At 42.6% G+C, this 24,842-nt stretch carries 24 protein-coding genes; 7 read left to right on the top strand and 17 right to left on the bottom strand.

Features of this window, described 5'->3' with window-relative positions; translation table 11 throughout:
* Window positions 1–11 precede the first annotated feature (11 nt).
* Together hisIE and HII16_RS09505 are read left to right on the top strand one after the other, a co-directional pair.
* Window positions 12–629 (top strand): bifunctional phosphoribosyl-AMP cyclohydrolase/phosphoribosyl-ATP diphosphatase HisIE, encoded by a 618-nt coding sequence (gene hisIE / locus HII16_RS09510; protein ID WP_169129607.1) that lies wholly within the window; start codon window positions 12–14, stop codon window positions 627–629.
* A gap of 19 nt (window positions 630–648) precedes the next feature.
* Entirely contained in the window at window positions 649–1,122 is a 474-nt protein-coding gene (locus tag HII16_RS09505) for a GNAT family N-acetyltransferase (RefSeq protein WP_248289567.1), read from the top strand.
* Window positions 1,123–1,172: 50 nt separating this feature from the next.
* Here the strand turns inward: HII16_RS09505 and HII16_RS09500 are convergent, their stop codons facing one another.
* From HII16_RS09500 to HII16_RS17140, 5 genes are all read right to left on the bottom strand, one after another.
* Window positions 1,173–1,910, bottom strand: a complete 738-nt coding sequence (locus HII16_RS09500; RefSeq protein ID WP_169129605.1) for an SIMPL domain-containing protein — start codon at window positions 1,908–1,910, stop codon at window positions 1,173–1,175.
* A 127-nt stretch (window positions 1,911–2,037) separates the two neighbouring features.
* Window positions 2,038–2,784, bottom strand: a complete 747-nt coding sequence (locus tag HII16_RS09495) for a hypothetical protein (RefSeq protein WP_169129603.1) — start codon at window positions 2,782–2,784, stop codon at window positions 2,038–2,040.
* Window positions 2,777–3,439 (bottom strand): RNA polymerase sigma factor, encoded by a 663-nt coding sequence (locus HII16_RS09490; RefSeq protein WP_169129601.1) that lies wholly within the window; start codon window positions 3,437–3,439, stop codon window positions 2,777–2,779. The genes HII16_RS09495 and HII16_RS09490 overlap by 8 nt, the downstream gene beginning before the upstream one ends.
* A 53-nt stretch (window positions 3,440–3,492) precedes the next feature.
* Window positions 3,493–4,101, bottom strand: a complete 609-nt coding sequence (locus HII16_RS09485) for an energy transducer TonB (protein ID WP_169129599.1) — start codon at window positions 4,099–4,101, stop codon at window positions 3,493–3,495.
* A gap of 283 nt (window positions 4,102–4,384) precedes the next feature.
* Window positions 4,385–4,990 (bottom strand): energy transducer TonB, encoded by a 606-nt coding sequence (locus HII16_RS17140; RefSeq protein ID WP_169129597.1) that lies wholly within the window; start codon window positions 4,988–4,990, stop codon window positions 4,385–4,387.
* A gap of 192 nt (window positions 4,991–5,182) precedes the next feature.
* Here HII16_RS17140 and HII16_RS09475 point away from each other — a divergent pair, with 192 nt between their 5' ends.
* Window positions 5,183–5,584, top strand: a complete 402-nt coding sequence (locus tag HII16_RS09475) for an MAPEG family protein (RefSeq protein WP_169129596.1) — start codon at window positions 5,183–5,185, stop codon at window positions 5,582–5,584.
* Window positions 5,585–5,740: 156 nt separating this feature from the next.
* Here the strand turns inward: HII16_RS09475 and HII16_RS09470 are convergent, their stop codons facing one another.
* The 4 genes from HII16_RS09470 to recR all read right to left on the bottom strand — a co-directional run bounded on the left by HII16_RS09470 (window position 5,741) and on the right by recR (window position 10,362).
* The gene (locus HII16_RS09470; protein WP_169129595.1) at window positions 5,741–6,328 is read right to left on the bottom strand and encodes an efflux RND transporter permease subunit; all 588 of its coding nucleotides are present in this window, start codon (window positions 6,326–6,328) and stop codon (window positions 5,741–5,743) included.
* A 314-nt stretch (window positions 6,329–6,642) separates the two neighbouring features.
* Complete coding sequence (gene adk, locus HII16_RS09465) at window positions 6,643–7,287, bottom strand: adenylate kinase (RefSeq protein WP_169129594.1); 645 nt, start codon at window positions 7,285–7,287, stop codon at window positions 6,643–6,645.
* A 307-nt stretch (window positions 7,288–7,594) separates the two neighbouring features.
* Window positions 7,595–9,538, bottom strand: coding sequence for a molecular chaperone HtpG (htpG, locus tag HII16_RS09460; protein WP_169129593.1), 1,944 nt, complete (start codon window positions 9,536–9,538; stop codon window positions 7,595–7,597).
* A 224-nt stretch (window positions 9,539–9,762) separates the two neighbouring features.
* Window positions 9,763–10,362, bottom strand: coding sequence for a recombination mediator RecR (recR, locus tag HII16_RS09455; RefSeq protein WP_169129592.1), 600 nt, complete (start codon window positions 10,360–10,362; stop codon window positions 9,763–9,765).
* A 465-nt stretch (window positions 10,363–10,827) separates the two neighbouring features.
* On the opposite strand from recR, the gene HII16_RS09450 reads away from it, so the two are divergent.
* The gene (locus HII16_RS09450) at window positions 10,828–13,422 is read left to right on the top strand and encodes a TonB-dependent receptor (protein ID WP_248289566.1); all 2,595 of its coding nucleotides are present in this window, start codon (window positions 10,828–10,830) and stop codon (window positions 13,420–13,422) included.
* Window positions 13,423–13,534: 112 nt separating this feature from the next.
* On the opposite strand, the gene HII16_RS09445 is transcribed toward HII16_RS09450, so the two are convergent.
* On the bottom strand, window positions 13,535–13,732 hold the full coding sequence (locus HII16_RS09445; protein ID WP_135437347.1) for a DUF3185 family protein: 198 nt from the start codon (window positions 13,730–13,732) through the stop codon (window positions 13,535–13,537).
* 188 nt (window positions 13,733–13,920) lie between these two features.
* Between HII16_RS09445 and HII16_RS09440 the strand changes: the two genes are divergently transcribed.
* On the top strand, window positions 13,921–15,642 hold the full coding sequence (locus HII16_RS09440) for an alkaline phosphatase family protein (protein WP_248289565.1): 1,722 nt from the start codon (window positions 13,921–13,923) through the stop codon (window positions 15,640–15,642).
* Window positions 15,643–15,712: 70 nt separating this feature from the next.
* On the opposite strand, the gene HII16_RS09435 is transcribed toward HII16_RS09440, so the two are convergent.
* Together HII16_RS09435 and HII16_RS09430 are read right to left on the bottom strand one after the other, a co-directional pair.
* Entirely contained in the window at window positions 15,713–17,071 is a 1,359-nt protein-coding gene (locus HII16_RS09435; protein WP_169129591.1) for a leucyl aminopeptidase family protein, read from the bottom strand.
* 183 nt (window positions 17,072–17,254) lie between these two features.
* Window positions 17,255–18,133 (bottom strand): LysR family transcriptional regulator, encoded by an 879-nt coding sequence (locus HII16_RS09430; RefSeq protein ID WP_169129590.1) that lies wholly within the window; start codon window positions 18,131–18,133, stop codon window positions 17,255–17,257.
* 127 nt (window positions 18,134–18,260) lie between these two features.
* Between HII16_RS09430 and HII16_RS09425 the strand changes: the two genes are divergently transcribed.
* Both HII16_RS09425 and HII16_RS09420 read left to right on the top strand, forming a co-directional pair.
* Entirely contained in the window at window positions 18,261–18,944 is a 684-nt protein-coding gene (locus HII16_RS09425) for a type 1 glutamine amidotransferase domain-containing protein (protein WP_169129589.1), read from the top strand.
* A 15-nt stretch (window positions 18,945–18,959) separates the two neighbouring features.
* Window positions 18,960–19,592, top strand: coding sequence for a nitroreductase family protein (locus tag HII16_RS09420; protein ID WP_169129587.1), 633 nt, complete (start codon window positions 18,960–18,962; stop codon window positions 19,590–19,592).
* A 138-nt stretch (window positions 19,593–19,730) separates the two neighbouring features.
* On the opposite strand, the gene HII16_RS09415 is transcribed toward HII16_RS09420, so the two are convergent.
* The 5 genes from HII16_RS09415 to HII16_RS09395 form a co-directional block, all read right to left on the bottom strand.
* Window positions 19,731–20,057: a YbaB/EbfC family nucleoid-associated protein gene (locus tag HII16_RS09415; protein ID WP_169129585.1), complete on the bottom strand. Its 327-nt coding sequence runs from the start codon at window positions 20,055–20,057 to the stop codon at window positions 19,731–19,733.
* Window positions 20,058–20,187: 130 nt separating this feature from the next.
* The gene (dnaX, locus tag HII16_RS09410) at window positions 20,188–22,653 is read right to left on the bottom strand and encodes a DNA polymerase III subunit gamma/tau (protein ID WP_169129583.1); all 2,466 of its coding nucleotides are present in this window, start codon (window positions 22,651–22,653) and stop codon (window positions 20,188–20,190) included.
* A gap of 68 nt (window positions 22,654–22,721) precedes the next feature.
* Window positions 22,722–23,267, bottom strand: coding sequence for an adenine phosphoribosyltransferase (apt, locus tag HII16_RS09405; RefSeq protein WP_169129581.1), 546 nt, complete (start codon window positions 23,265–23,267; stop codon window positions 22,722–22,724).
* A 130-nt stretch (window positions 23,268–23,397) separates the two neighbouring features.
* Window positions 23,398–23,781, bottom strand: coding sequence for a response regulator (locus HII16_RS09400; RefSeq protein ID WP_135437354.1), 384 nt, complete (start codon window positions 23,779–23,781; stop codon window positions 23,398–23,400).
* A 643-nt stretch (window positions 23,782–24,424) separates the two neighbouring features.
* Window positions 24,425–24,793, bottom strand: a complete 369-nt coding sequence (locus HII16_RS09395) for a hypothetical protein (protein WP_135437355.1) — start codon at window positions 24,791–24,793, stop codon at window positions 24,425–24,427.
* Between the last annotated feature and the right edge of the window lie 49 nt (window positions 24,794–24,842).

The following is a 24,842-nucleotide window of genomic DNA, read 5'->3' as shown; positions in this document are numbered from 1 at the left end:
AAGGAAACAACATGCTTGTAACGAACCATAATATCGATTCACTTTCCTGGGACAAAATGGATAATCTTGTCCCAGCAATCGTTCAGCACGCCGATACCGGTAACGTATTGATGCAAGGTTATATGAGCCAAGAGGCGTTAAGTGCAACGTTATCCAACAATAAAGCCACCTTTTTTTCTCGCTCAAAACAGCGTCTATGGCAAAAAGGTGAATCCTCAGGCAATACCTTAGATGTAGTTAGAGTCGTCGCCGATTGTGACCTAGACAGCCTGTTGATATTGGCACGGCCTCATGGACCAACGTGCCACTTAGGCACAGATTCATGTTTTCCAGAGCAAGATATAGCGGATAAAAACTTCCTTGCTTACCTAGAGCAGGTCATACAATCACGCAAAAACGACAAACCGGAAGACAGTTATACAGCGAAATTATTAGCCAGCGGTACCAAACGCTGTGCGCAAAAAGTTGGTGAAGAAGGCGTCGAAGTCGCACTTGCTGCTGCCACCAACGACCGTGACGAGTTGCTTAATGAGTGTGCGGATTTGTTTTATCACAGCTTAGTTTTGCTTGCTGAGCAAAATGTTGATTTAAAAGAAGTGATGAAGGTATTACAATCACGCCATCAATAATATTTTAAATGCATCCCCAATGAGTAAGACAATGTACTGGCAGGCTAAGACTTTTCAACAGTTGAGCACCAACGAGCTTTATGACGCGTTAAAATTGCGAGTCGATATTTTTGTGGTTGAACAAGAGTGTTACTACCCCGAACTTGATGATGCCGATCGCCATCCACAAACCTTGCATTTGCTAGCCTATGATGATGACACCCTAGCCTGTTATTTACGCATTTTGGCAAAAGGCGTGTCTTATGATGATTACGTCAGTATTGGCCGTGTTGCTACCGCCGAGAGTCACCGTGGGCGTGGTCTGGGTAAAGAGATGATGGTTCAGGCATTAGAGTTGTGCAACCAGCATTTTGCTGGACAAGATATCAAAATTTCTGCGCAGCAATACCTAGAAAAGTTTTATCAAGACTTAGGGTTTGCTACCGTCTCAGAGATGTACCTCGAAGACGGTATTCCACATATTGGCATGCTCAAGCCGTGTCAGCCTGTTTAACTTGCATTGTGTTTTTCAAGGCTCAATTTTTAAAGCTAGCTGGGTAGCAACTAGATCGATAATTTGTAAATCACATGAATGGTTTTTGATATCTCGATAAACTGCGGCTCAAAGACTGTAATCGGCGCCGCTTTGCGAGCAAACGAACCGTATTGTACGTATCTGTCGGCAACCGCAAATGACGCTAAGGCATTGTTAAATGAGCCGCTATCATTGATAGCAAACACCGACTCAATATCAACCCCTAACCCTTTCGCCAAACGTTGCGCTTTTAGTTTGGCTTTCTTGCCCGCGTCAAATACTAGCTCGGCGCTGATCTGTTCGCGTTCGCTATGATCAAAACGTGATTCGATGTCTTGCACATGTTCAGCCTTATACAAAATATTGACGATGTCGCTGTATTGGCTTAACTCAGACAGTTCAAGTTTAAATGCCTGCCTGACTTCATAACCCAGTATATCCAACGAGTTATAATCATCATCACGTTTGCGCTTTGCCCGTTTACTGATTTCAAACGAGGTGATTTGTTCAGTTTTTATGCCAAGCTTGGTTAACTGCTCAAGCATTGTGGTAACACTCATATGCAGTTGTTCACTGGCGACATCCGCTTGATTGTCGAAGGTTAACAACTGAAACGATAGACTTGCTTGATTCGGTTGCACTTGACGCTCGCTTGTCACCTCAACCGTCACAAACGGAAATTCCGGTAGAGCTTGTGCTGCTGTTTGCATTGCTGTGATTGACATCAACCAAAATAAAACCACAATAACACCATGGGTCGTTTTCATACTGTGTCCTTTTTATTGGTAAATTACATTGTCTGATTGACGCGCTGTTAGCTATAGGTAATTGATACTGTCTACGATTGCAGCGATAAAGACGGTGTATGAAAATGCTTACCGTTGTGAATCAGCATCATTCATGCACTTCATCACATTGATGCACATGTTCGTTATTTAATAACGCCAACACCGTATTACCATTGGCATATAAATCCACATACTGGCCTTCTCTGGTTTCGTCCAATAACGGCTCCGCCAGCAAATATTGCTCAACCTCTTCAAACGCCAGCAATTGCAAATTCTTATCGCAAAACTCAATAAACCACATGTCCTTTTCTTTGATCAAACGGCCGGTCACAACCTGATTGGCATAAAGCGTCTGCTGTTGATCAGCAAACACGTGTTGCTGCTCTTGAAAGTACTCACTGACTTGCTGATTAAAGGCATCAATTTTAGCGGCATCGTCGATGGCAGCAATGGCATTAAATTGCATCGGGCGCTTATTAACCGCTTGAAATTCCGGCAATGTCATACTGGCAAGCTGCCCAGCATCTTCAATTTGCGAACCGTCTGTTACCGGTTGTTCAAGTACCACCACATCAAGTTTTTTCACCGCCACGGTATCCAACTGCTGCTTGAGTTGGTCAAACAGTGGCACCGCAACGACAAACATCAATGCCGCAAAACCAGCCACTTTAAACAACGACCAACTTTGGTATTTGTGATGTAACCGAGTACTTATATCGTCGCTGTTTTGCATACGAGCAGACAGGTCATCCTTTATCTGTTGTTGCTGCTTGCCACTCGCCTGATTGGCTTGCTTACGACCTTGGTATAGTGCATCGAGTTGTTGTTCAAATTTATCATTGTGGTTACTCATGGTAACCTCCTAAAAGCTGTTTAAAGGTGTTGCGGGCATAACGCAACCGAGATTTGATGGTTTCTGATTTTTCTTGGCAAATCTCACTGATCTCGATAATTGAAAAGCCTTCTTGTTGCAATACAAATGCTTCACGTTGAGCAAATGGCAGATTGGCTAAAACGTTATTAAAGGCCTGTTGTAAATCGGCATCTTGCTCGAGTGTTTGCAAACTCTCTTGATTTGCCACGTGTACTTCATCAAGTGTTTCAAACTGCCAACGTTGTTGGCTTCGTAACTCATCAATTAACGCATTACGAGCAATACGATACACCCAGGCTTTACCACTATTACCGCCTTTATCAACAAATAAAGTTGCCTTGTCCAACACTTTTAGCCAGGTAATTTGAGTGATGTCTTGCGCCAGTGTTTTATCACTTTGGCTAAGCACGTAATGAAACACATCTTGATGTAAACGATCGACCAACAGATGCAGTGCTGTTTCGTCCTGTCGCTTGGCAAATGCTCGAATCAATTGCTCGTTAGAGGCCGACGATAGTCCGTGCAATGCTTGCCGTAAGCCTTGCCAAAACGAGGTGCGGGTATTCGCGCTAGCGTTATCCATATCGCGCCCCGCATCTCGTCTTGACCAACGTAAAGAGGATATTTTGATCAAAGGCAATCCCTTTTATCGACTTGTTATTATTCTAATAATCAACAGATTATCACCTAACCATTAGCCTGGTCTAATGTAAAATCTAGCTGCACTGTCATACCATGTTGTGCAACCGGTTGACCGTCAACGAGCTTGGCTTTGTACTTCCATTTTTTCAGTGCCCGCTTGGCCTCTTTATCAAAGGTACGCTTAGGGTTAGACTCTAATATTTCAATATTGGTTACCGTCCCAAGCTCATTAATACTAAACGATAAGATCACCCAGCCCTCTTTACCTTCACGCGCCGCAATTGCGGGATACTTAGGCGATACGCGCACAATGGGTCGCGCCTCATGGTCCGCCATAACAAAATTATCCATACCGTCCAATGATGTATCGTCCATACTCGGTCCAGGTACGGATATATCGATATCAATACCTTGCGATGTACTTACCACAGGTGCTGGTGATGGTGGCGTTGTTCTTGGCTCTGGCGGCGGCTTTATTTTTCTTTTATTGGTTTTCACTGTGCTGTCTTTGGGTGGCTCGACAAACTCAATGGGCGTGTAAGCTAATGGTTTATTAACTCCACCTTGCTTTGGTGTGACTAACGAGGCCATGACCACAAATAGTGCGAATACAACCATACTGGTGATGGTTAACAAAGATACGAGTTTTTTCATCTTATTCTCCTGCCTGGAACATCTATGTTTAGGGCCATGCCCTGGTGATGGTCTGGTACCAGTCAGCGCGCAAAACATCCTGTTTTACTCATCGCCTTCAGCTCATGCATTATGTTAACGCTTTGCCAAACGCCATATTAATAACCTTATTAAACATCATATAAATGGTTTTGTTTATGGCACTTAATGAAGTGGATGCACTGTTATAGAAAAAACGCTGGAGCATTAAGAAAGGGGTTAAAGAAAGTTAAATAAATTTAAACAAATTTGCAAAACATTTATATTATTTTTTACCAAAGTCGATACGCACAGACATACCTTCTTGACGTACGGTTTTGCCATCGATAACTTTGGCCTGATATTTCCAACGCTGTAATGCGTCAATAGCGGCTTGATCAAATATTTCTGGTGGGCTGGCATCAAGTACTTCAATGTTTTCGATTTTGCCGTAACGATTGACCGCAAATTTCAGCTTTACCCAACCGCGAATCTGTTCTCGGGCGGCTTCAATGGGGTAACGCGGTAAAGCACGATAGATTGGTCTTGCGTCGTTATCTTTAATGGCACCAACCGCAAACTCTTGCGACTCAAGTGAGCCATCAACGTCGATTTGAGGCATAGTGACATTCGGCAACTTGGTTTTGGTACTCACTTTTGGCATATCAACGGCAATCAAGCCACTGGGTTTTTGTAATGGTTCAGGTGGTGGATCGAGTATGCGTTTTTTCCGGGCGACGGCAGAGTCTTCAGGTAGTTTAACGATGGTAATTATGGGATTGTCTTCAACTTCTTCAATATAGACCTCTTCTGTGGCAACCAGAGACGCCATGATCGCGAACAGGGCGAACGAGATGAATGCTCCTAAAATAATTGGCACAAAAAACTTCACTTCTCCCCCATATCTTGTCTTTATTGATTCAGCTTGCCTGGCTATAAAGCTCTCCCGCAGAAAATGGTGCTATAAGTATAGCCCTAGATGCTAAAAGCCAAAATATCTTGCAAAAAATGCAGAAACTGGTTTTCGGAAAGATTGCTTTGCACTAACATAGTAACCGATATTCATTAACGAGAACAAAAACTTATGCAAACAGCTTCTTTAGCCATTACTGGCTTTTATACAGGCATACTCGCGATCTTATATATTGCCCTGTCCTTCAAAGTCATTGGCCAGCGTCGTAACAAGCGTGTCGGTATTGGTGATGGCGGTGGTGAACACCCAGAGCTGGCTCAAGCGATACGTGTGCACGCGAACTTCATTGAGTACGTGCCAATTGCTTTATTACTATTAGCAATTTACGAATTGGGCGGTGGCAATGTAATGTTTGTACACGCCTTTGGTGGTTTATTGGTAACCGCTCGCTTTTTACATGCCATAGGCCTTGGCAAGAGTATTGGTACCTCATGGCAGCGTTTCGCCGGCACATTAAGCACTTTTATAATTATTTTGGTTCTGGCGATTATGAACATTATTGCCATATTCTAACGACAAACGTCTCAGATAACATTTAAATTCGTCCTTAGGAGCTTGTCAGGAAAGTGATAACGTCACAAATTTTTTTGATGGAGAATGACTACATCTGCATCCATTTGCTTTGTTCTAACTTCCCTGACAAAGCTCTGAACTGTTCAAATAATTATTTTAATTGGTATTAGTACTCGATAGCAGGAGCAGTTTCATCTCGTTCCAACGACGGTTAATTTCACTGCTACACCAATACAAACTAGGTACAAATATCAAGGTGATAATCATCGCCATTAAAACGCCGTAAGCAAGAGAAACGACCATAGGGATCAAAAACTTTGCCTGTACCGATTGCGCGGATAACATTGGCAAAAGACCAACAAAGGTGGTTACTGAGGTTAGTACTATAGGCCTAAAGCGCAGCTTACAGGCATTCAACACCGCTAGTTTGCAATCTAAGCCTTGCTGTTTAAAGCGATTTATTGCATCAACTAAGACGATATTGTCATTGATCACCACCCCGGATGCCGCAAGTATACCCAGCATGGAAAACATGCCGTAGCTGACATCATGAATAAGATGGCCAAGCAAGGCGCCAACAAAAGCGAATGGAATGGCCACCATAATCAGTAATGGTTGTAAGTATGATTTAAACGCTATGGCAATTAAGATGTAGGCGAATAAAATCGCCAGACCTTGATACACCATGACCGTTTGCGTAAATTCATCTTCCTCTTGATTGCTATCGCCTAAGCCAAAATTCACTTGTGGATGCTGCTTTCTAAATTGACGGAGGTAGTTTTCGTATAAGTCATTGAGAATAATACGGCGATCATCACCGGAATATTTTGCAGTTCTTTACAAAAACGCTTCTATTCGTTTTTTGACTAGATAAAGTAAGATAAATAATAAGGTAATACAGAATAGAAATGAGTCGTGGATATGCAAATGGCTTGAATCAATCTTTGCCAAGACTCCTTGCTAGCCGAGAAGTATAAATGCATAAGTTCAGACAATAAAAAAGGTCAGAGTAATTCATTACTCTAACCTTTTTCTAATTCTTGGCGTTTAGCGATTTATTACGCTAACTGCTCAGCAAGCTCAGCGCTTACTTGATCAACAGGCTTAGTACCGTCGATGGTGATATATTTGCAGTTACCGGCGTTAGCTTCGGCTTGATAGTAATCTACTAGCGGCTTGGTTTGCTCGTGGTAGATACCTAAACGCTTACGAACGGTTGCTTCTTCGTCGTCTGGACGAACCACTAAGTCTTCGCCAGACACATCGTCTTTGCCTTCAACTTTAGGTGGGTTGTATACGATGTGGTAAACACGACCAGAGCCTGGGTGCACACGACGGCCGCCCATACGTTGGACGATAACTTCATCAGCTACGTCAAATTCAATAACAGAATCAACAGAGACACCATTTTCTTTCATTGCGTCGGCCTGTGGAATAGTACGCGGGAAACCATCAAGCAAGAAACCGTCTTTACAGTCGTCTTGAGCGATGCGTTCTTTAACCAAACCAATGATTAACTCATCAGAAACCAATTGACCAGCATCCATAACTTTTTTCGCTTCCAAACCCAGCTCCGTACCAGCTTTGATCGCCGCACGTAGCATGTCGCCTGTTGAAATTTGTGGAATACCGTATTTGCTCATCAAAAATTGAGCTTGAGTACCTTTACCAGCACCCGGTGCACCTAAAAGAATAATGCGCATAAACAGACCTTTAAATGTCGTAACTCAGACACGAATTGCATCGGAGTCAAAAATTTATATTTATAAAAACGCAATGATACTTGCTGACCAGTTTGCAAACAAGTGTTTCAACCCAAATGTTTCATAAAAGGTTCATCTTTTTCCAATAAGATTTGCGGTAAGTCAGCAAAAATAAACGACGAGCAACACAATAGTGATAAAACTCAATGGCTCACGAGCCATTGTCTGACAATAAAAAGGCCAGCATTTGCTGACCTTTTACGCGATTTAACCGTCGGCTTATTGCCGAAACGCCCCTGTTAAGGCGTTACTTGGTTAAGCTCATCATCAATTTGTTAAGTTTGCTAACAAACGATGCTGGGTCTTTCAAACTGCCGCGTTCCGCGAGCATAGCTTGTTCGAATAAAACCTCAGTCCACTCGTTGAATTTGTCTGCATCACTTTCATCGGCAATGTGTTTGACCAAATCGTGTTCGGCGTTGATTTCAAATATAGGTTTGCTTTCAGGCACTTCCTGACCAACTGATTGCATCAATTTGATCATTTGACTGCTCATGTCTTGCTCATCGGTAACAATACACGCCGGTGAATCGGTTAGGCGATGGGTAATACGAACATCCTTTACTTTGTCACCTAGGCTGTCTTTAAGGCGACCGATCACTGAATCAAACTCTTTTTCCAGCTTCTGTTGCGCTTCTTTAGTTTCCGCGTCGTCCATGTCGCCTAAGTCTAGGTCACCGCGAGTTACCGAAGAGAACTGTTTTGAATCAAAATCAGTGAAGTGACTCATCAACCATTCATCGATACGATCGCTCATCAATAATACTTCGATGCCCTTCTTACGGAACACTTCTAAATGCGGGCTGTTTTTCGCCGCTTCAAAACTGTCGGCAACGACATAGAAAATTTTGTCCTGATCTTCAGGCATACGCTCTATATAATCAGTTAACGATACATTTTGCACCGCACTGTCAGTGTGCGTCGAGCTAAAGCGCAATAGCTTGCCAATGGCTTCCTTGTTGGCCATATCTTCAGCTGGGCCTTCTTTTAGAACTTGACCAAACTCATCCCAAAAGGACTGGTATTTTTCAGCGTCTTTTTTACCCAGCTTGTCTAACATACCCAATACGCGTTTTGTACAACCTTTGCGCATCGCTTGGGTAACTTTGTTATCTTGCAAGATTTCACGCGATACATTCAACGGTAAGTCGTTTGAATCAAGTAAACCTTTAACAAAGCGCAGGTAAGTTGGCATAAATTGTTCAGCGTCGTCCATTATAAACACACGTTGTACGTATAACTTTAAGCCGTGTTGGCGCTCGCGGTTATACATATCAAATGGTGCTTTGCTTGGTACGTACAATAGCGAAGTGTATTCTGTGTTACCTTCAACCTTATTGTGCGCCCATAAAAGCGGCTCAGCAAAGTCATGTGATACATGCTTATAGAACTCTTTGTACTCATCATCAGACACATCCGATTTTTCACGAGTCCAAAGTGCTTCGGCTTTGTTCACTCCTTCCCATTCAGCTGGTTTTGCTTCAATAGCAGGACGAATAACATTGCCTTCTTCATCTTTTTCTTCATCCACTGCATCAACAGCTGGAGTCAGCATCTCAACTGGAATTGAGATGTGATCTGAGTATTTGGTGACAATTGACTTTAAGCGCCAATCATCTAGGAATTCTTTTTCATCTTCTTTTAACACCAAGATGATGTCAGTACCGCGGTTGGCCTTTTCAATGTTTTCAACGCTAAAATCACCTTCACCAGCTGAAGTCCACTCAACACCATCGGCTGCGTCTGTGCCGGCAGCACGGGTACGCACAATCACTTTATCAGCAACAATAAAAGCAGAATAAAAACCAACACCAAACTGACCGATAAGTTGCGAGTCAGACGCTTGATCGCCTGACAAACGTGAGAAGAAATCCGCTGTACCTGATTTGGCAATGGTACCTAGGTTGGCAATAACATCATCACGAGTCATACCGATACCATTATCAGAAATGGTGATGGTATTGGCATCACTGTCCGCAGACACACGCACACGCAAGTTACCGTCACCTTCATAAAGATCGGCATTTTCTAGCGCTTTAAAACGTAATTTATCGGCAGCATCTGCCGAGTTTGATACTAACTCACGTAGGAAAATTTCTTTATTAGAATAAAGTGAGTGGATCATAAGCTGCAGAAGTTGTTTAACTTCTGTTTGAAAACCGTGAACTTCTTTATGACTTTGGTCAGACATAAAAAACATCTCCTGAGAATACACTTAACAACACACCGCAAAACAGCAATAACACCTTATGTTAGGCATCTCACTGTGCGGTAACAGATGAAAATTAAGTGGGGATAATTATTTTCGATTTAAAGGGGCAAGTGGAAAATTTATGAAAATATTTTCTCAAATAACCTTCAAGGGGTCAGAACACTTGAACGTTTCAAGTGTTCTGACCCCTTGAAAAAAAAGCGTTAGATGGTTTTACGGCCGCTAAAGGCATGCGATAAGGTGTTGCCATCAACGTATTCTAATTCGCCGCCAACCGGCACACCATGGGCAATACGTGAGGTGGAAATATCGTATCGTTTTGCCATATCAGCAATAAAGTGCGCCGTCGCTTCCCCTTCTACCGTTGGGTTAGTGGCTAGTATGAGTTCGTCAAACTGACCGTTTTGCAGTTGGCTATCCAATATATCCAAACCAAGTTGTTCTGGACCGACCCCATCAATTGGCGACAAGTGCCCCATTAACACAAAGTATCGACCGGTAAATTCGCCGGTTTGTTCGATGGCGATAATATCTGAAGGCGATTCAACTACGCACATTTGTCGTTTTTCTGCGCGCGATGGGCTTTGACAAATATCACAATAATCGTTTTCAGTGAAGGTTCGACAGCTTTTGCAATGGCCGACATCTTCCATTGCCATCGCTAACGCCGTTGCCAGTTTCGCGCCACCGATACGATTGCGCTCGAGCAAATGAAATGCCATACGTTGTGCTGATTTTGGGCCTACGCCAGGTAAGCATCTTAAACCGTCAATTAGGTCCTGAACCAAAGGGCTGAGTTTCATAGTCAATCTGTTGTAAAAACGTTTATTGCATACTAGCAAACAACGGCAGTGCATTTCATCCTGTGTTATCTGGAAATCACAAGAAAATGCGTAAAAAGTGTTAACCCGTTCATTTTTCGTAACATTTAATGTAAATAAAATGTTAACAAACTGCTAGACAGTGGCCATTTAATGTTCAACTATAATGCTAGTTTCTCGATTAAGGGTAACGTAAACGGTTAAAAGAACATGGATATACAGTGATGGAATGCAATTCGTAACAACGACTCCCTCGGTTAACGACTACCCCATCTACCCGTATATATGCTAAGCGCTTAAGAAAACTAAGTCATATTTCATTAGCGTCTTTTTTCTTGTTTTAACGTCCTTTTTATATCGTGACACGAAACTTTTGTGAGCGTGCGAATGAAGCAGTATCCATGTTTACAGGGGACTAATAAATATAAGCATAAGGGATCGAAAACTATGACGATGTTTAGAAAAAGTTCACTAGCTATGGCATTAACAAGCGCCGTATTAGCAAACCTAAGTTTCACTGCACAGGCCGCTGATGAGGCAGTCGAAGGTGATATTGAAACGATTGAAGTTACCGGCTCACACATTAAACGCACCAATATGGAAGGCCCTTCTCCGGTCACCAGTTTAAACAGCGATGACATCGCTCGTACCGGTGCGACTGACCTGATTGGTGTATTCGCCAAATTGCCAATTTCCGGCCAAGGTACCTTTTCAACCCAAGCAAACAGCTCAGATGACACCGCCAATGGTGGTTCATCAGTTTCATTGCGCGGCTTAGGTGCTGATTCAACGTTGATTTTGGTAAACGGTCGCCGTGTATCAGTAAGCCCATTTGCTAAAGGCATAGATACAGCGTTTGTTGATATCAATAATATTCCGGTATCGGCCATTAAGCGCATTGATATTCTTAAAGATGGCGCATCGGCAATTTATGGTTCTGACGCGATTGCTGGTGTAATCAACATTGTCTTACGTGATGACATTGATGGCGCAGAAGTCACCGTTAAATATGGTGATACAGCCGACGGTGGTGGTGAAGAGCAAAACGTAAGCTTAGTATTTGGTCACCAGACAGATAAATCTAGCCATACCTTCATTGTTGACTATTTTGATCGCGAAGAAGTGTTGTACGCGGATCGAGATTATTCAAAAACAGCTAACCAAGCGGCACGTACAGGCGACTCTTTGGCAACGGATTTCCGTTCATCCTCGGGTATCCCTGGCACCATTGCCCTGGCTGCTGACCCATCAAATCGTTTGATTGATTTGTACGGCAATGATACCTGTCCTGAAGCGGATCGTGATTTTGCTAACAACCTGTGTCGTTACGATTATGCACCGCACATGACTATGTTTCCTGACGTTGAACGTTTTAGCTACAACTATATGGGGAATTATCAAATTTCTGACACCTTACGCGGATTTGCGGAGTTAAATGGTCAGAATGCAAAATCCATAATACGTGGTGCCGGTAGCCCAAGCTTTAATGAGCTGTTTATGGCTGGTGATAATCCAAACCACCCATTTGCGGATATGCCAAGCCATGAGTTTTTTGGTCAAGATTTAACCATGCGTCGTCGTACAGTTGATATTGGCAACCGTGAGAAACGTGTCGATGCTGATTACTACCGATTGATCTTAGGTTTACAAGGTGACATTGGTGACTGGAACTGGGAAGCAGCATACAGTTACATTAAAAGTGAGTCGACAGAACGTGGCGTAGACGGTTTCCCGAATTCACTACGAATTCAAGAAGCCATAGACAGCGGTTTGTGGAACCCTTTTGAACCGTCATCTAACTCGCAAGAGTCGTTAGATTACATTGAAACCACCACCACGCGTGTTGGTAAGTCCACCAATAAATCCCTTGATATCAAATTCTCTGGTCCTGTATTTGAACTACCGGCGGGTGATTTGATGTTAGCAATAGGTGCAGAGTATCGTGAAGAGAAAATCTCTGATAACCCAGATGATCAGTTCTTGCGCGGTAATGTTTTTGGTACCGAGGCAACACAAGCCAATGGCGATCGCGACAACACGGCCATTTTTGGCGAAGTAGCGATCCCAGTATTTGATTCATTGGAAGTTCAAATTGCAGTACGTTATGAAGATTACAGTGACTTTGGTACGACAACCGATCCAAAAGTCTCGTTCTTATGGACACCAACCGATGATTTAAGTATTCGTGGTTCTTACGGCACCGCCTTTAGAGCACCGTCGTTACACCAATTAGGTTTAGGTACCACCGATGAATCACCAAACTTAGTCGATACCTTGCGTTGTGACGCTATTGGTAACCAAGACAGAGCTTGTGAACCACAAGAATACACTGCGGTATTTGAAGGTAACCCAGATCTTGGTCCAGAAGAATCAACCAGTTATAACGTTGGTATCATTTACAATATCACAGATAACTTGAACTTCTCGGTTGATTACTACGATTATCAAATTGAAGACATCATTGATGCTGATACGCAATTTGTGATGGATAACTTTGGTTTGGATCCAGATATCGTCGAGCGCCGTCCTACCAGCATCGCAAACGATCCAGGTGAGGTTATTCGTGTTAATGACAGTTACCAAAACATTGGTGACTTGGATACCTCAGGCTTAGACGTTGATATTCGTTACAACCTAGAAACCGGCTTTGGTCAGTTCCGTTTTGGCTATGTGATGAACTACGTTTTAGAGTTTGAAGATTACAAAGGCACTGAAGAAGGTGGATTTGAGCAACCAGAAATCCGTTGGACAACCTCGGTAGACTGGATGTTAGATAATTTCACCTCGACCTTAGCGGTTAACTTCATTGACGAATTCGAACAAGAAGCATCGCTTGGCATAGACAAGAAAGTGGATTCGATGACCACAGTAGACGCGGCAGTTAACTACTTTGGCTTTGAAGACGTCACCTTAACCTTAGGTGCGACCAATTTGCTTGATGAAGAACCGCCATTTGCCTATCACGACTTTATGGGCTTTGTTGTTAACGTGCACAGCGGTCAAGGCCGTTTCATGTACGCACAAGCGACATATAAGTTCTAATGTTAATGTATTAGCACAAACAAAAGCGGCGCTTCACGCGCCGTTTTTTTTATGGTCTTATTTGATGCTGTTAGATAGAGCTATAGCGTATTGCAGTAAGATATCGCGTCGACTATTTTTTTAAAAATAACACTAGACCTACCACGAAGCACACACCGCCTGCGATATAAAACATCATTACTTCATCAGTTGGTGAACCACTTACCGCCTCTGATACTTGTGCAGTGAATTCACCCTGTTGTTGATGTCCCCATACTGCCAGTGCCACACCAACGATCATCAATATTACACTTGCTAATTTTCCTGACATAGCGTTTCCCTCAACGTTGTAAATAAAATGTTAACCATGACTGTTAGATTACGACAACCACCGACGTTGTGCAAATTTGCCGAAATACCAATGCTGAGTTAGGCTTAAATGCATACAGCGAAACACTATATTGACCATTTTTCTCTGCTAGCCAAAGCCACAACACATCAATCAAATAAGGACTTATTATGCTTATAAAAGTATATAATATTACGCGAATATTTAACTATCCTATTGCCTTATTATCCATATTAATGGGCATGTGTGGCTCGGCTCAGGCTGAACAGAAGACACCCAAACTGGTATTACAAATCACGGTTGATCAATTAAGAGCAGATCTGCCGTATCGCTATCAAGATCGCTTCGTTAAAAATGGCTTTAATTATCTCTTCGATAATGGCGTCGTTTACAAAGATGCACACCACCCGCATGCCAATACCGAAACCATTGTTGGACACGTCACTCTAGCAACAGGCGCCACGCCGGCCACACATGGATTAATTGCCAATATGTGGTTTGATCGTAACGCTCAGCGTCAAGTCTATAATATTGAAGACGACAACTATGTGCTGTTAAGCAAAGGTGCTGCCGTCGATAAAGACACTGAAATAGACCCAACCCAAAAAGCCGCTAACGTTGAAGGGCGTTCACCGGCCAACATCATCGGCTCAACCTTTGCTGATGAACTTAGTATCAGCACCAATGGCAGGGCAAAAGTATTTAGTGTTTCAGTGAAAGACCGTGGCGCGGTGTCATTGGCTGGCCATTCAGGAAAAGCGTTTTGGTTTTCAAAACAAGCCGGTGAGTTTGTCACCTCAAATTATTACTACCAAGCGTATCCAAGCTGGGTGGAAGACTGGAACAATAAAAGTTATATAAAACAATTTGCCGGCACTCAATGGCAATTGTTAAACAAGAAAGACACCTATTTGTTTGGCAATGACGATGATAAAGCTTGGGAGATGGATATGGCTGGCTATGGACGCACATTCCCGCACGCATTTGGCAGCGAATCATCTAAATATTTCACTACCTTGTTAACGGTCAGCCCTGTGGGTGATGAAATGACCGTCGATTTTGCCAAAGCGCTAGTAAAAGCTGAAAGCATTGGTGATGACGATATCACCGATTACTTAGCCATCAGCTTGTCCGCTACCGACTACATCGGCCACTTTTTCGGCGCGTCCAGTCTCGAATCGGAAGATAACATCTTACGTTTAGACCGAACCTTAGCAGACTTGTTTGAATTCATTGATGAGCACGTCGGTCTTACCAATACGGTGATCGTGTTATCGGCCGATCACGGCGGCCCTGAAGTGCCAGGCTATTTAAATGAGAAAAACATCTACGGTGAATATGTGCCGCGTACCGATTGGGAACAAAGCGATGAAGTCAAAGCCGTTAAAAAGCTGCTGCGCATTAATGAGCGATTGGTTGAAGCATTTTCACCACCGTATATCTATCTTGATATGGACACCATCGCCAAGACTGACTTTCCACCAGCAATGGTACAGGATTTGTTGGTCGCAGAGCTGAATAAACGCGAAGAAATTTTTACAGCGATTGCCAGCCATAAACTTGAGTCTGGAAATTTCCCAGATACGCCCATATACCAAGCGGTATTTAACAACCACAGTCAAGGGCGTTCAGGCGATATATATCTGGTATTTAATCCACACGATTTTATCAATGATTTAGAAGGCTTAACGGTCACAGCAACACATGGTTCGCCTTGGAATTATGATACCCATGTGCCAATAATATTTGTCGGTAAAGACATAGCAGCGAGAAACGTTAGTCGCCGTGTGGAAACCATTGATTTGGCACCAACCCTGTCGGCCTTGTTAAACATCAAAGCGCCGTCAGCCAGCGAAGGCAAAGTGTTGGTTGAAGTTGTCCAGTCGAAATAACTTAAGCAAATAAAAAGCCGGACTGTGCTGCACACAGACCGGCTTCTCTTTCGGGAATAAATCGATATTATTAACCGTACTTTTGCTGCAAGTGCTTAAATACGGCACGAACGCCAAACGCTTCACCGCCTTTAGGTCGACCCGATAACGGACGCACATTAAACGCCATAATATCAAAATGACACCAATCGGTACCTTGCTCAATAAATTCTTGCAAATACAGTGCTGCAGTAATAGCGCCACCAAATGGGCCATTGGCACAGTTACTCATATCCGCGACATCACTTTTCAGCATATCGGCATAGGGTTGGTGCAATGGCATCCGCCATACAGGATCTTGTATGGTTAAACCGGCATCCGTAATGCCTTTCGCAGTCGCATCATTAGTGGCGAAAAAGCCTGGCAATTCGGTACCTAAGGCAACACGCATTGCGCCAGTTAATGTAGCAAAATCAATCACCATATCTGGTTTATCGTTCATTGCTTCATCAAGCGCATCACACAACACCAAACGACCTTCCGCGTCGGTATTATCAATTTCTACTGTAATACCTTTACGAGTTTTAACCACATCACCTGGGCGCAAAGCATTGCCTGATATGGCATTTTCAACCGCAGGAATAAGCACCCGTAAACGCACATTCAAACCAAACGCCATAATGAGGCGAGCAAGACCTAGCACATGCGCCGAGCCGCCCATATCTTTTTTCATATAGCGCATACCAGCTGCAGGTTTAACATCCAAACCACCGCTGTCAAAACACACACCTTTACCGACTAAGGTCACTTTCGGTGCATCTTCGCTGCCCCAGTGTAAGTCAAGCAAACGTGGTGCGTGGCAACTTGCTCGCCCTACAGCATGAATGGTAGGGTAGTTATGCTCTAACAAATCATCACCGACAATTTCAGAAAACTGTGCGCCAAATTCATCAGCCATTGCATTGGTCACTTCAGATAAATGCTGTGGCATCATATCTGCTGCTGGTGTGTTGACCAAATCACGTACCAGAGCCGTCGCTTGATATTGCTTAAGTGTTGACTCAACCAAGTCAGCGTCATCAATGGCAAGCACAGGAAAACCGCTGTTACCGGCTTTATAACGATCAAACTGATATGCACCAATTAACCAACCAAAGGCCACTGCTTCACGGTTTTGCGCATCGGTTTGCAGCGCATATTGACCACTTGGCAACTTATTGATCAAATCGCCACAAGCAAAATGCTCGCTCGCGGATTTCACTACCATTAACGCAGATGCGATACAGCCGTCAGTTGTAGGAATAACAACCAGCCCCTTACCTTTATATCCAGTATTGTTTAACCAGTTTTGCACACTTTCAGTTTGTGCGCTTAACCAGGATTCGTAATCGCTTTCATTGATAACAAATAACGGGGTGCCAGTATTGCCGGCAATCAGCAGGTTGGACATAGTCACTCTCTTTAACGTAGGAAAATCTTGTTGTGTCATTGATATGAGGGTTGCTGCAATAAATTACAAGTAATTTAGCTGATGTTTATTGTGGCACACAATTACCTATAAAAAATACGTACTTAACATTTTTTAAATATGATTATTTTGTTACCCACAAAACACAGTTTATTAAAAAATCGATCATTCCCACGTAGCGAAATATTCAACGAGAAAGTCAATTGCCGCCCTGACACGCAAAGGCATAAACCTTTTATTTGGATAAACTATCCAGCTGTTGGCGCCCCGCCCCCAATATGGCGCTAAAATAGGTATTAGCAAATTATCGTTTACGGCATCTTCAAACGTACTTTTGGGCATGTATGCAACACCCAAACCTTTAATACATGCTTGCATAATGAGGTTTGCATTATTACTTTTCCAACGGCCATTGACCTTTATCTGTTCCTTTTTGCCGTCTGACTCGAATTCCCACGTCTCTTTATTGGCTATTAAACAATTATGATGCTTGAGGTGAACTGGGTGTTTAGGCACACCGTGTTTGTCTAAATATGATTTACTAGCTACCGCCATTAACGGGCGACTAACAAGTTTTCTGGCTATGAGACTCGAGTCGTTAAGTTCACCATAACGAATGGCAAAGTCTACTCCATCTTCAATCAGATTGACCAACCGACTGTTCAAATCGAGTTCGATAGTTAAGTCAGGATAATTAGATGCAAATTCCATTAACGCTGGCGCTAAGAAGTGCTCAGCAAATCCTCCTGCAGCGGAGACTTTCAATGTACCAGTTAAGTGGGTTTGTTGTTGACTAACTTGTTCGTTCGCCTGCTCAAGGCCAATGATTAAGTCCTTCACTTGTTGATAATAAGTACTGCCGTTGTCAGTGAGTGTGACAATCCGAGTTGAACGAGCTAACAAAGCACAACCTAATCGTTTTTCTAAACGAGACACTTGCCGACTAACATGACTCGTACTGCAACCCAATTGCTTAGCTGCAGCAGAAAAACCATTTGTTTTTGCAACGGCCGCAAATTCAATAATACCTTCAAAACTATCCATAATCGCCATTATTGCCATATAGCAACACTGTTTAACCGGTTAACTATATTATCACTTATATAGTAATAATATAATATAACTACAATAAAGTGACCTAGCTTATTTTAAATGACTAATTGGAACTATTATGAAAAAAGTACTTATACCTGTAACAAATCATGCAACCTTAGGTGAAACCAATCACGCAAATGGAACTTATGCTCCAGAACTAACCCACGTGCTAAATGAGTTAATTTTAGCGGGTATTGACTATGACATTGCATCAATTAAAGGTGGTAAAGCACCACTTTATGGCACCGACATTGAAGGTGATGATGTTAATAATAAAATATTGGCGGATGAGAGTTTTCAAAATCGCATAAACAATACTGTCCCAGCTCATCAAGTTATCATTAACCATTACGACGCGGTATTTTACCCGGGGGGGTTTGGCTTGTTAACTGACTTAGCAACGAACCAAGATTTTGCGCAATTAAGCGCTCAACACTATGAAAGTGGCGGCTTAATAGCTGCAGTTTGTCATGGCCCAGCAGCCTTGCTACCAATCACATTGAGCGATGGTGAATCATTATTATCTAAAGTTTCGGTAACAGGTTTTACTCGTGAAGAAGAAATTGATTTTGGCACAATTGACGACATTCCATTTTTGTTAGAAGAAGCACTTGCAAGAAAAGCGGCTCGCTATAACAAGGTTCAACCATGGGGAAGTTTTACTATTGAAGATAACAATGTTATCACAGGCCAAAACCCCGCAAGTGCCCATGCAATTGGTCAAGCCCTAGTTAGTAAATTAACGTCTACACAGAATTAATTAATCGAGATCATAATGGAATTATTAGACAAATTAAATTGGCGTTATGCCGCAAAAGCAATGAACGGCAAAACCGTACCTCAAGCAAAAATAGACAATATTATTGAGGCAATTTCTCTAGCACCAACGTCCAGCGGGCTTCAGCCTTTTGAAGTTTTTATTATTACAAATAAAGAAATTAAAGAAAAAATAAAGCCCATTTCGTGGAATCAATCGGTAATAACGGATTGTTCTCATTTATTAGTTTTTGCTGCGTGGGATACTTATACTGCTGACAGGATCAACAAGATGTTTGATTTAACAAATACCATTCGAGGCTTCAAAAACCAAGGATGGGAAGACTATCGTCAAATGCTATTAAATACTTACCCACAAAAAGGCGAGGAAGAAAATTTTCAACATGCGGCCAAACAAGCCTATATCGCTTTCTCTCAAGCCATCGCTGCAGCGGCTTTTGAACAAGTCGATGCAACACCTATTGAAGGGTTTGATCCAATCGCATTAGATGAAATTTTAGCGTTAAGAGCAAAAGGCTTAAGAAGTTGTGTGATGCTGCCTTTAGGATATCGTGATACCGACAATGACTGGTTAGTTAGTCTAACTAAAGTCAGAAAGAGTAAAGATGATTTAGTAACGTTGATAGATTAAACATAAGTATTCGCATATTAAATGGTATTTGGGTTAATAAAGGTCGTGACAAAATCAATGACTTTATATTATTAAATAAACACCTATGCCAGACAAAAAAATAGCGCCTTGAGGCGCTATTTTTTTATAGGGTTCAGATTAGAATGGCATTTTCATACCTGGAGGCATTTGCATACCGCCAGTAACGGCAGACATTTTCTCTTTCGAGGTTTCTTCAACACGACGAACGGCGTCGTTAAATGCTGCGGCAACCAAGTCTTCAACCATGTCTTTGTCGTCTTCCATCAAGCTTTCATCGATTTCGATACGACGAACATTATGGCTACCTGTCATGGTTACTTTAACCATACCTGCACCAGACTCACCGACAACTTCCATATCTGCGATTTCTTTCTGCGCTTGTTCCATTTTTGCTTGCATTTGCTGGGCTTGCTTCATGATGTTGCCCATGCCGCCTTTAAACATTGATCTTCTCCAATACAATAAATGATGCCGCAGCATCGAATGTCTGTCGTTATTATAACCGCCCTTGCTGATAAGGTTAAGGGCGCTTATCGGTTAATTTGCGTTAATATGTAAGGCTTGATGTCCGACGTTACAATGGCATGATCGAATTTTCATCGACAAATGCTTGAAGTTGTTGCTGCAATGCCGTGACAAAATCATCGTCGTTGATCAACTGTTTGGCCCAAGCCAATCGTTTTTCGTTGATGATTTGCTGGATCACAAACGGTGTTGATTTCGGTTCATCAACAGGGTTTATGATAACGTCAGCCTGTTGTTGCTTTAAGTTGCTGTAGCATGCTTTCATGCTTTCTAATGCCGCCGATGAGTTTAAATGCATCCAGCGGTTATCCAGATTAATGACCAATTGACTGTCGGTTGTGCTTAAATCCAACTCGGCATTTAACGCCAATTGACGCACTCGCCCACTCAAGCCCATGGCATCAATGGTGTGCGCCCAACTATCAATTTGATTGGCATCGCGAATAACAGCGGGATCAATCACGTCAGGATTAAATTCATTTGAGTGACACAAGTTCACTGCTTGATGACTTTGATGTTCAGCTGCAGGGTTTGCTTGCGCTGTGCTTTGCCCTTCTGTGACTGACTCTTCAGCGACGGCCACAGCATCATGTGATTGGCTTAAAGCGGTTGGTTCGACGGTTGCATTTGGTGTCGCAATCGCAGTAGCTCTACTTACTTCAACCGCTTCTGCTGCAGCCGTGTTTGCGTCAGTAGCACTCAAGTCGAATTCACTGGTATTAGCGTCGCTTTGAGCTGTTGCTTGTTGACCTTCTGCTTGTTGAGCTTCTACTTGTTGAGAAGACTGGGAGCTAACTTTTGGCGGACTAAGAGTCGCCTTTGCTACCGGGGCTGATGGCTTTTTTCCAGTATCCTCCGCCGCTTTACGGCGGCTACGCAACATATTGCGTGTGGCAAGCATTTTCTCGACATCGGAGTTTACATTGTCAGCAACCGGTTGTTGGTTGTCGACTTGTGGCTCAGCAGCCTGCTGTGAAGTTTGTTGTAATGGCTGAGCTTGTTGTTCCGAATGCAGAACCGGCTCAATCGCTTGCTCTGTCGTTTGAGTTGGCAGTTGCTCTGATGCTGGCGCACGTTGCATCTCAGCCATCGCTTCAAGTTGTTGCTGCTCCGATTGCAATTGCTCCGCTGATGTTGCTCGCATTTGTTTTGCTGCGAACACATCCGCTTGAGGTGCTGGGTTTTGTTCATCTGCCGAACTTAACTCAAGTTCAGGTTCAGGCTTAAACTCTGGTTTAGGTTGAGCTTTAGGCTCTGGTTCAAGCTCTTGCTTAGGCGCGGGTTCGGCTTTTGCCTTTTTTTCAGGCTCGGCCGCTGGCGTTATGCTTTGCTCAGCTGCTGTGACAGCCGTTGATTGTTCAATATCTGCGTCAAACTCAATCGTTTGTGTCGCGTTGTCCGGCATAGCGCTGGTCAATGCTTGATGAGATGCTGCAGGTTTGAAGGCCAACATACGTAACATAACCATATCAAAACCGCTTTGTTCATCACCAGCATAGGCCAGATCTTTGCGGCCATTGACGGCAATTTGATAGTAAAGCTGCACATCTTCCGGTGCCATAGCTCGAGCGAACTTATCAATCAATTTAGCTTTTTGTGCATCAAGATCAACACCGTTTGGCACCAATTGCCACAACGCCACTTGATGTAATAGCTGCAATAGCTCTGCCAATAGACGGTGATAATTAGGTGCGTATGAGGCAATATCTTGGCTCAATTGCATTAATTCTTGCGGGTTTTGTTTTAATAAGGCAACAAGGATCTTGTATACCCAATTTTGATCAACACCACCTAGCATTTGCACCACATTGTCAGAAACGATATGGCCTTGCCCTTGCGCTATAGCTTGATCAGTAAGGCTTAAACTATCGCGCATACTGCCGCGTGCAGCCTTCGCTAATAAGGCAATGGCGTCTTCTTCAAAGGTTACGGTTTCCGCATCAAGAATTTCTTTAAGCTTGGTTTCAATTTGCGTTGGTGTTAATGCTTTTAAATGAAATTGCAAACAACGCGACAACACCGTGACCGGTAACTTTTGCGGATCGGTGGTGGCGAGAATAAATTTCACATGCTCTGGCGGCTCTTCAAGCGTTTTCAATAAGGCATTGAAACTGCTTTTCGATAACATGTGTACTTCATCGATAAGGTACACTTTGTAACGACCACGACTTGGCGCGTACTGCACGTTATCCAGGATCTCACGCGTATCGTCAACCTTGGTGCGTGATGCGGCATCGATTTCAAGTAAATCGACAAAGCGACCGGCATCGATATCAAGACATACATCACATTGACCACATGGATTGGCCGTGACGCCCTGTTCACAGTTTAGGCTTTTTGCAAAAATACGAGCTATGGTGGTTTTACCGACACCTCGAGTACCGGTAAACAAATAGGCATGATGCAGGCGCTGTTGGCTCAAGGCATTCATCAACACAGTGACAACATGCTCTTGCCCCATCAATTGGGTAAAATCCTTTGGCCGCCATTTTCTGGCAAGTACCTGATAGCTCATAGTGTTTACAACCCTAAATTTGTTCTTATTATTCTGTTACAACAATGCAAAGGCGCGTCCGTTAACGGTTACTCGCCTTCATAATCCACCATAGTGTAAACATCGACACTCATCGACTCTAGGCGCTCTGGCCCTTTTAAATCAGGCAATCCAATGACAAACGCAGCGTGCTGTACTGAGGCGCCAACGTTGCGAATTAACTTAGTGGTTGCTTCTATAGTACCACCAGTGGCCAGTAAATCATCAATCATTAACACTTTATCGTCAGCGACTAAAGCGTCTTGATGAATTTCCAAGGTATCTTGACCGTATTCCAAGTCGTATGTTTGCGAAAAAGTTTCGCGTGGCAATTTGCCAGGCTTTCTTACCGGGACAAAACCAATGCCTAATGCCAATGCTAATGGCGCACCAAATAAAAACCCACGGGCTTCAGTACCAACAATTTTGGTGATTCCCATATTTTGGTATTTTTCTTTTAGGTGCTCAATGCAAAACAGAAAGGCTTTGGCATCATCTAAAATGCCGGTGATATCGCGAAACATAATGCCTTCGATTGGATAATCAGGCACGTCATGTATAACGCTTTTTAAGTAATTGATGTCTTGTTCGGTCATTAATCAAACATGGCTTAAAAGTTTGATTAAAAGGATAATAGATTTGACGCGAATTTTATAGTCGAGATTGCATTTAAGCGGATAAAAATTCGCGTATTTAGAGGATCTTGCGCTCAAGATTCGTAATTAGTTAAGCAACCTCGGTTGATTGCTCAGTTAACGAATGAATAAGGGCAATAAAATCTTCATCACTGATAGGCTTTGACAGAATAGTGTCAGCGAACTGCACTTCTGGTAATTGCTCAACAGCTTTTAGATCTTGAGTCGACATAAAGACGACAAACGATGGTTGGTTGTCAGTTAATGCTGATAAATTTTTCAACAATTGACGACCATCCATTAACGGCATCAAATGGTCTACAACACATACATCAAAACGGGTTTGTTGTGCTTTGTTATATCCATCTAGACCATTAATTGCTGTGGTGACATCGAAACCAGCCTTGGTTAACGCATTCTCCAGTTGGGTCGCAACTTTGGCGTTATCTTCAACCAACAGAACTTGCATTGTCATAATTCTTCCTTACTACAGCTTTAGAGAAACTTGTATGGGTTACAAGTAGGTAAACCAACCCATTAACATTGGCAATAATGGCATTGCAACTAAAGTTAATAGAGCAGCAAAAAGGTGGCGCTTCGAAGAAGCTTCTTTAAAGTTATCGTGTGACATTATATCGGTCTCCCTAAAAAAATCTGGCGGGATAATACACGATCAATTTAAACTTTGATATAGATCAAGATAATTATTTTTCGATCTAGCAACTAAATTGCTTTTTTAAACAATTTTATTTACAAGCATGAGTTTTGATTAACATTTTTTTAAAAAGTTCAGCGTTAAAAGCAATAATTTTCATAATAAAAAATAGAGCTTTTGAAAGCCTTAATTTACTTGATTATGAGCTAATATTTGCGTGATATTTGAGATGCGCTTAGATGGTTGAAATTTAAACAACCAACAATTTAAAAAGATATTATTGTCATTTTTAGCGTTGTCGTTTTTAGCAATGCTATTTGAAAACAATCCAAGCGAGACACTGAAACAACAATACGATTAAACAGGATTTAGGCTATCGATAAAAAGTTCTGTATATAAGTCATAAAAAAAGCCAGCTAATGCTGGCTTTTAAATTTTTGACCGGAGTCAAATGTATTAGGCGTTACTCACCGCATTTGCCTTCACCGCATTTGCTTTTTTTCTTGCCTTCACCACATTTGCCTTCGCCACATTTACCTTTTTTGCCTTCCTTGCCTTCGCCGCACTTACCTTCGCCGCATTTACCTTTTTTGCCTTCCTTGCCTTCGCCGCATTTACCTTCGCCGCACTTGCCTTTTTTGCCTTCGCCGCACTTACCTTCGCCGCATTTGCCTTTTTCTTTCTCTTTTTCGTCACCGTCGAATTCAGCTGAAGCTACAACACTTTGACTGTCAAACGGATTAACATCAGCCTTGGCAGGCATGCTTGCAAAAACCGTTAACATCAGAGCGCTTAAGGCCGCTGTGAAAAAATAATTTTTAAATACTTTCATAGTTGTCTTCCTAAATATTATTTGATTACTTACTACCATAAACACTCAG

This window comes from Thalassotalea sp. Y01 (assembly GCF_012932945.1).
Classification (GTDB): Bacteria; Pseudomonadota; Gammaproteobacteria; order Enterobacterales; family Alteromonadaceae; genus Thalassotalea_A.
The sequence above is the reverse complement of the archived record's forward strand: the minus strand, read 5'-3'. Positions and strand labels throughout refer to the sequence as shown.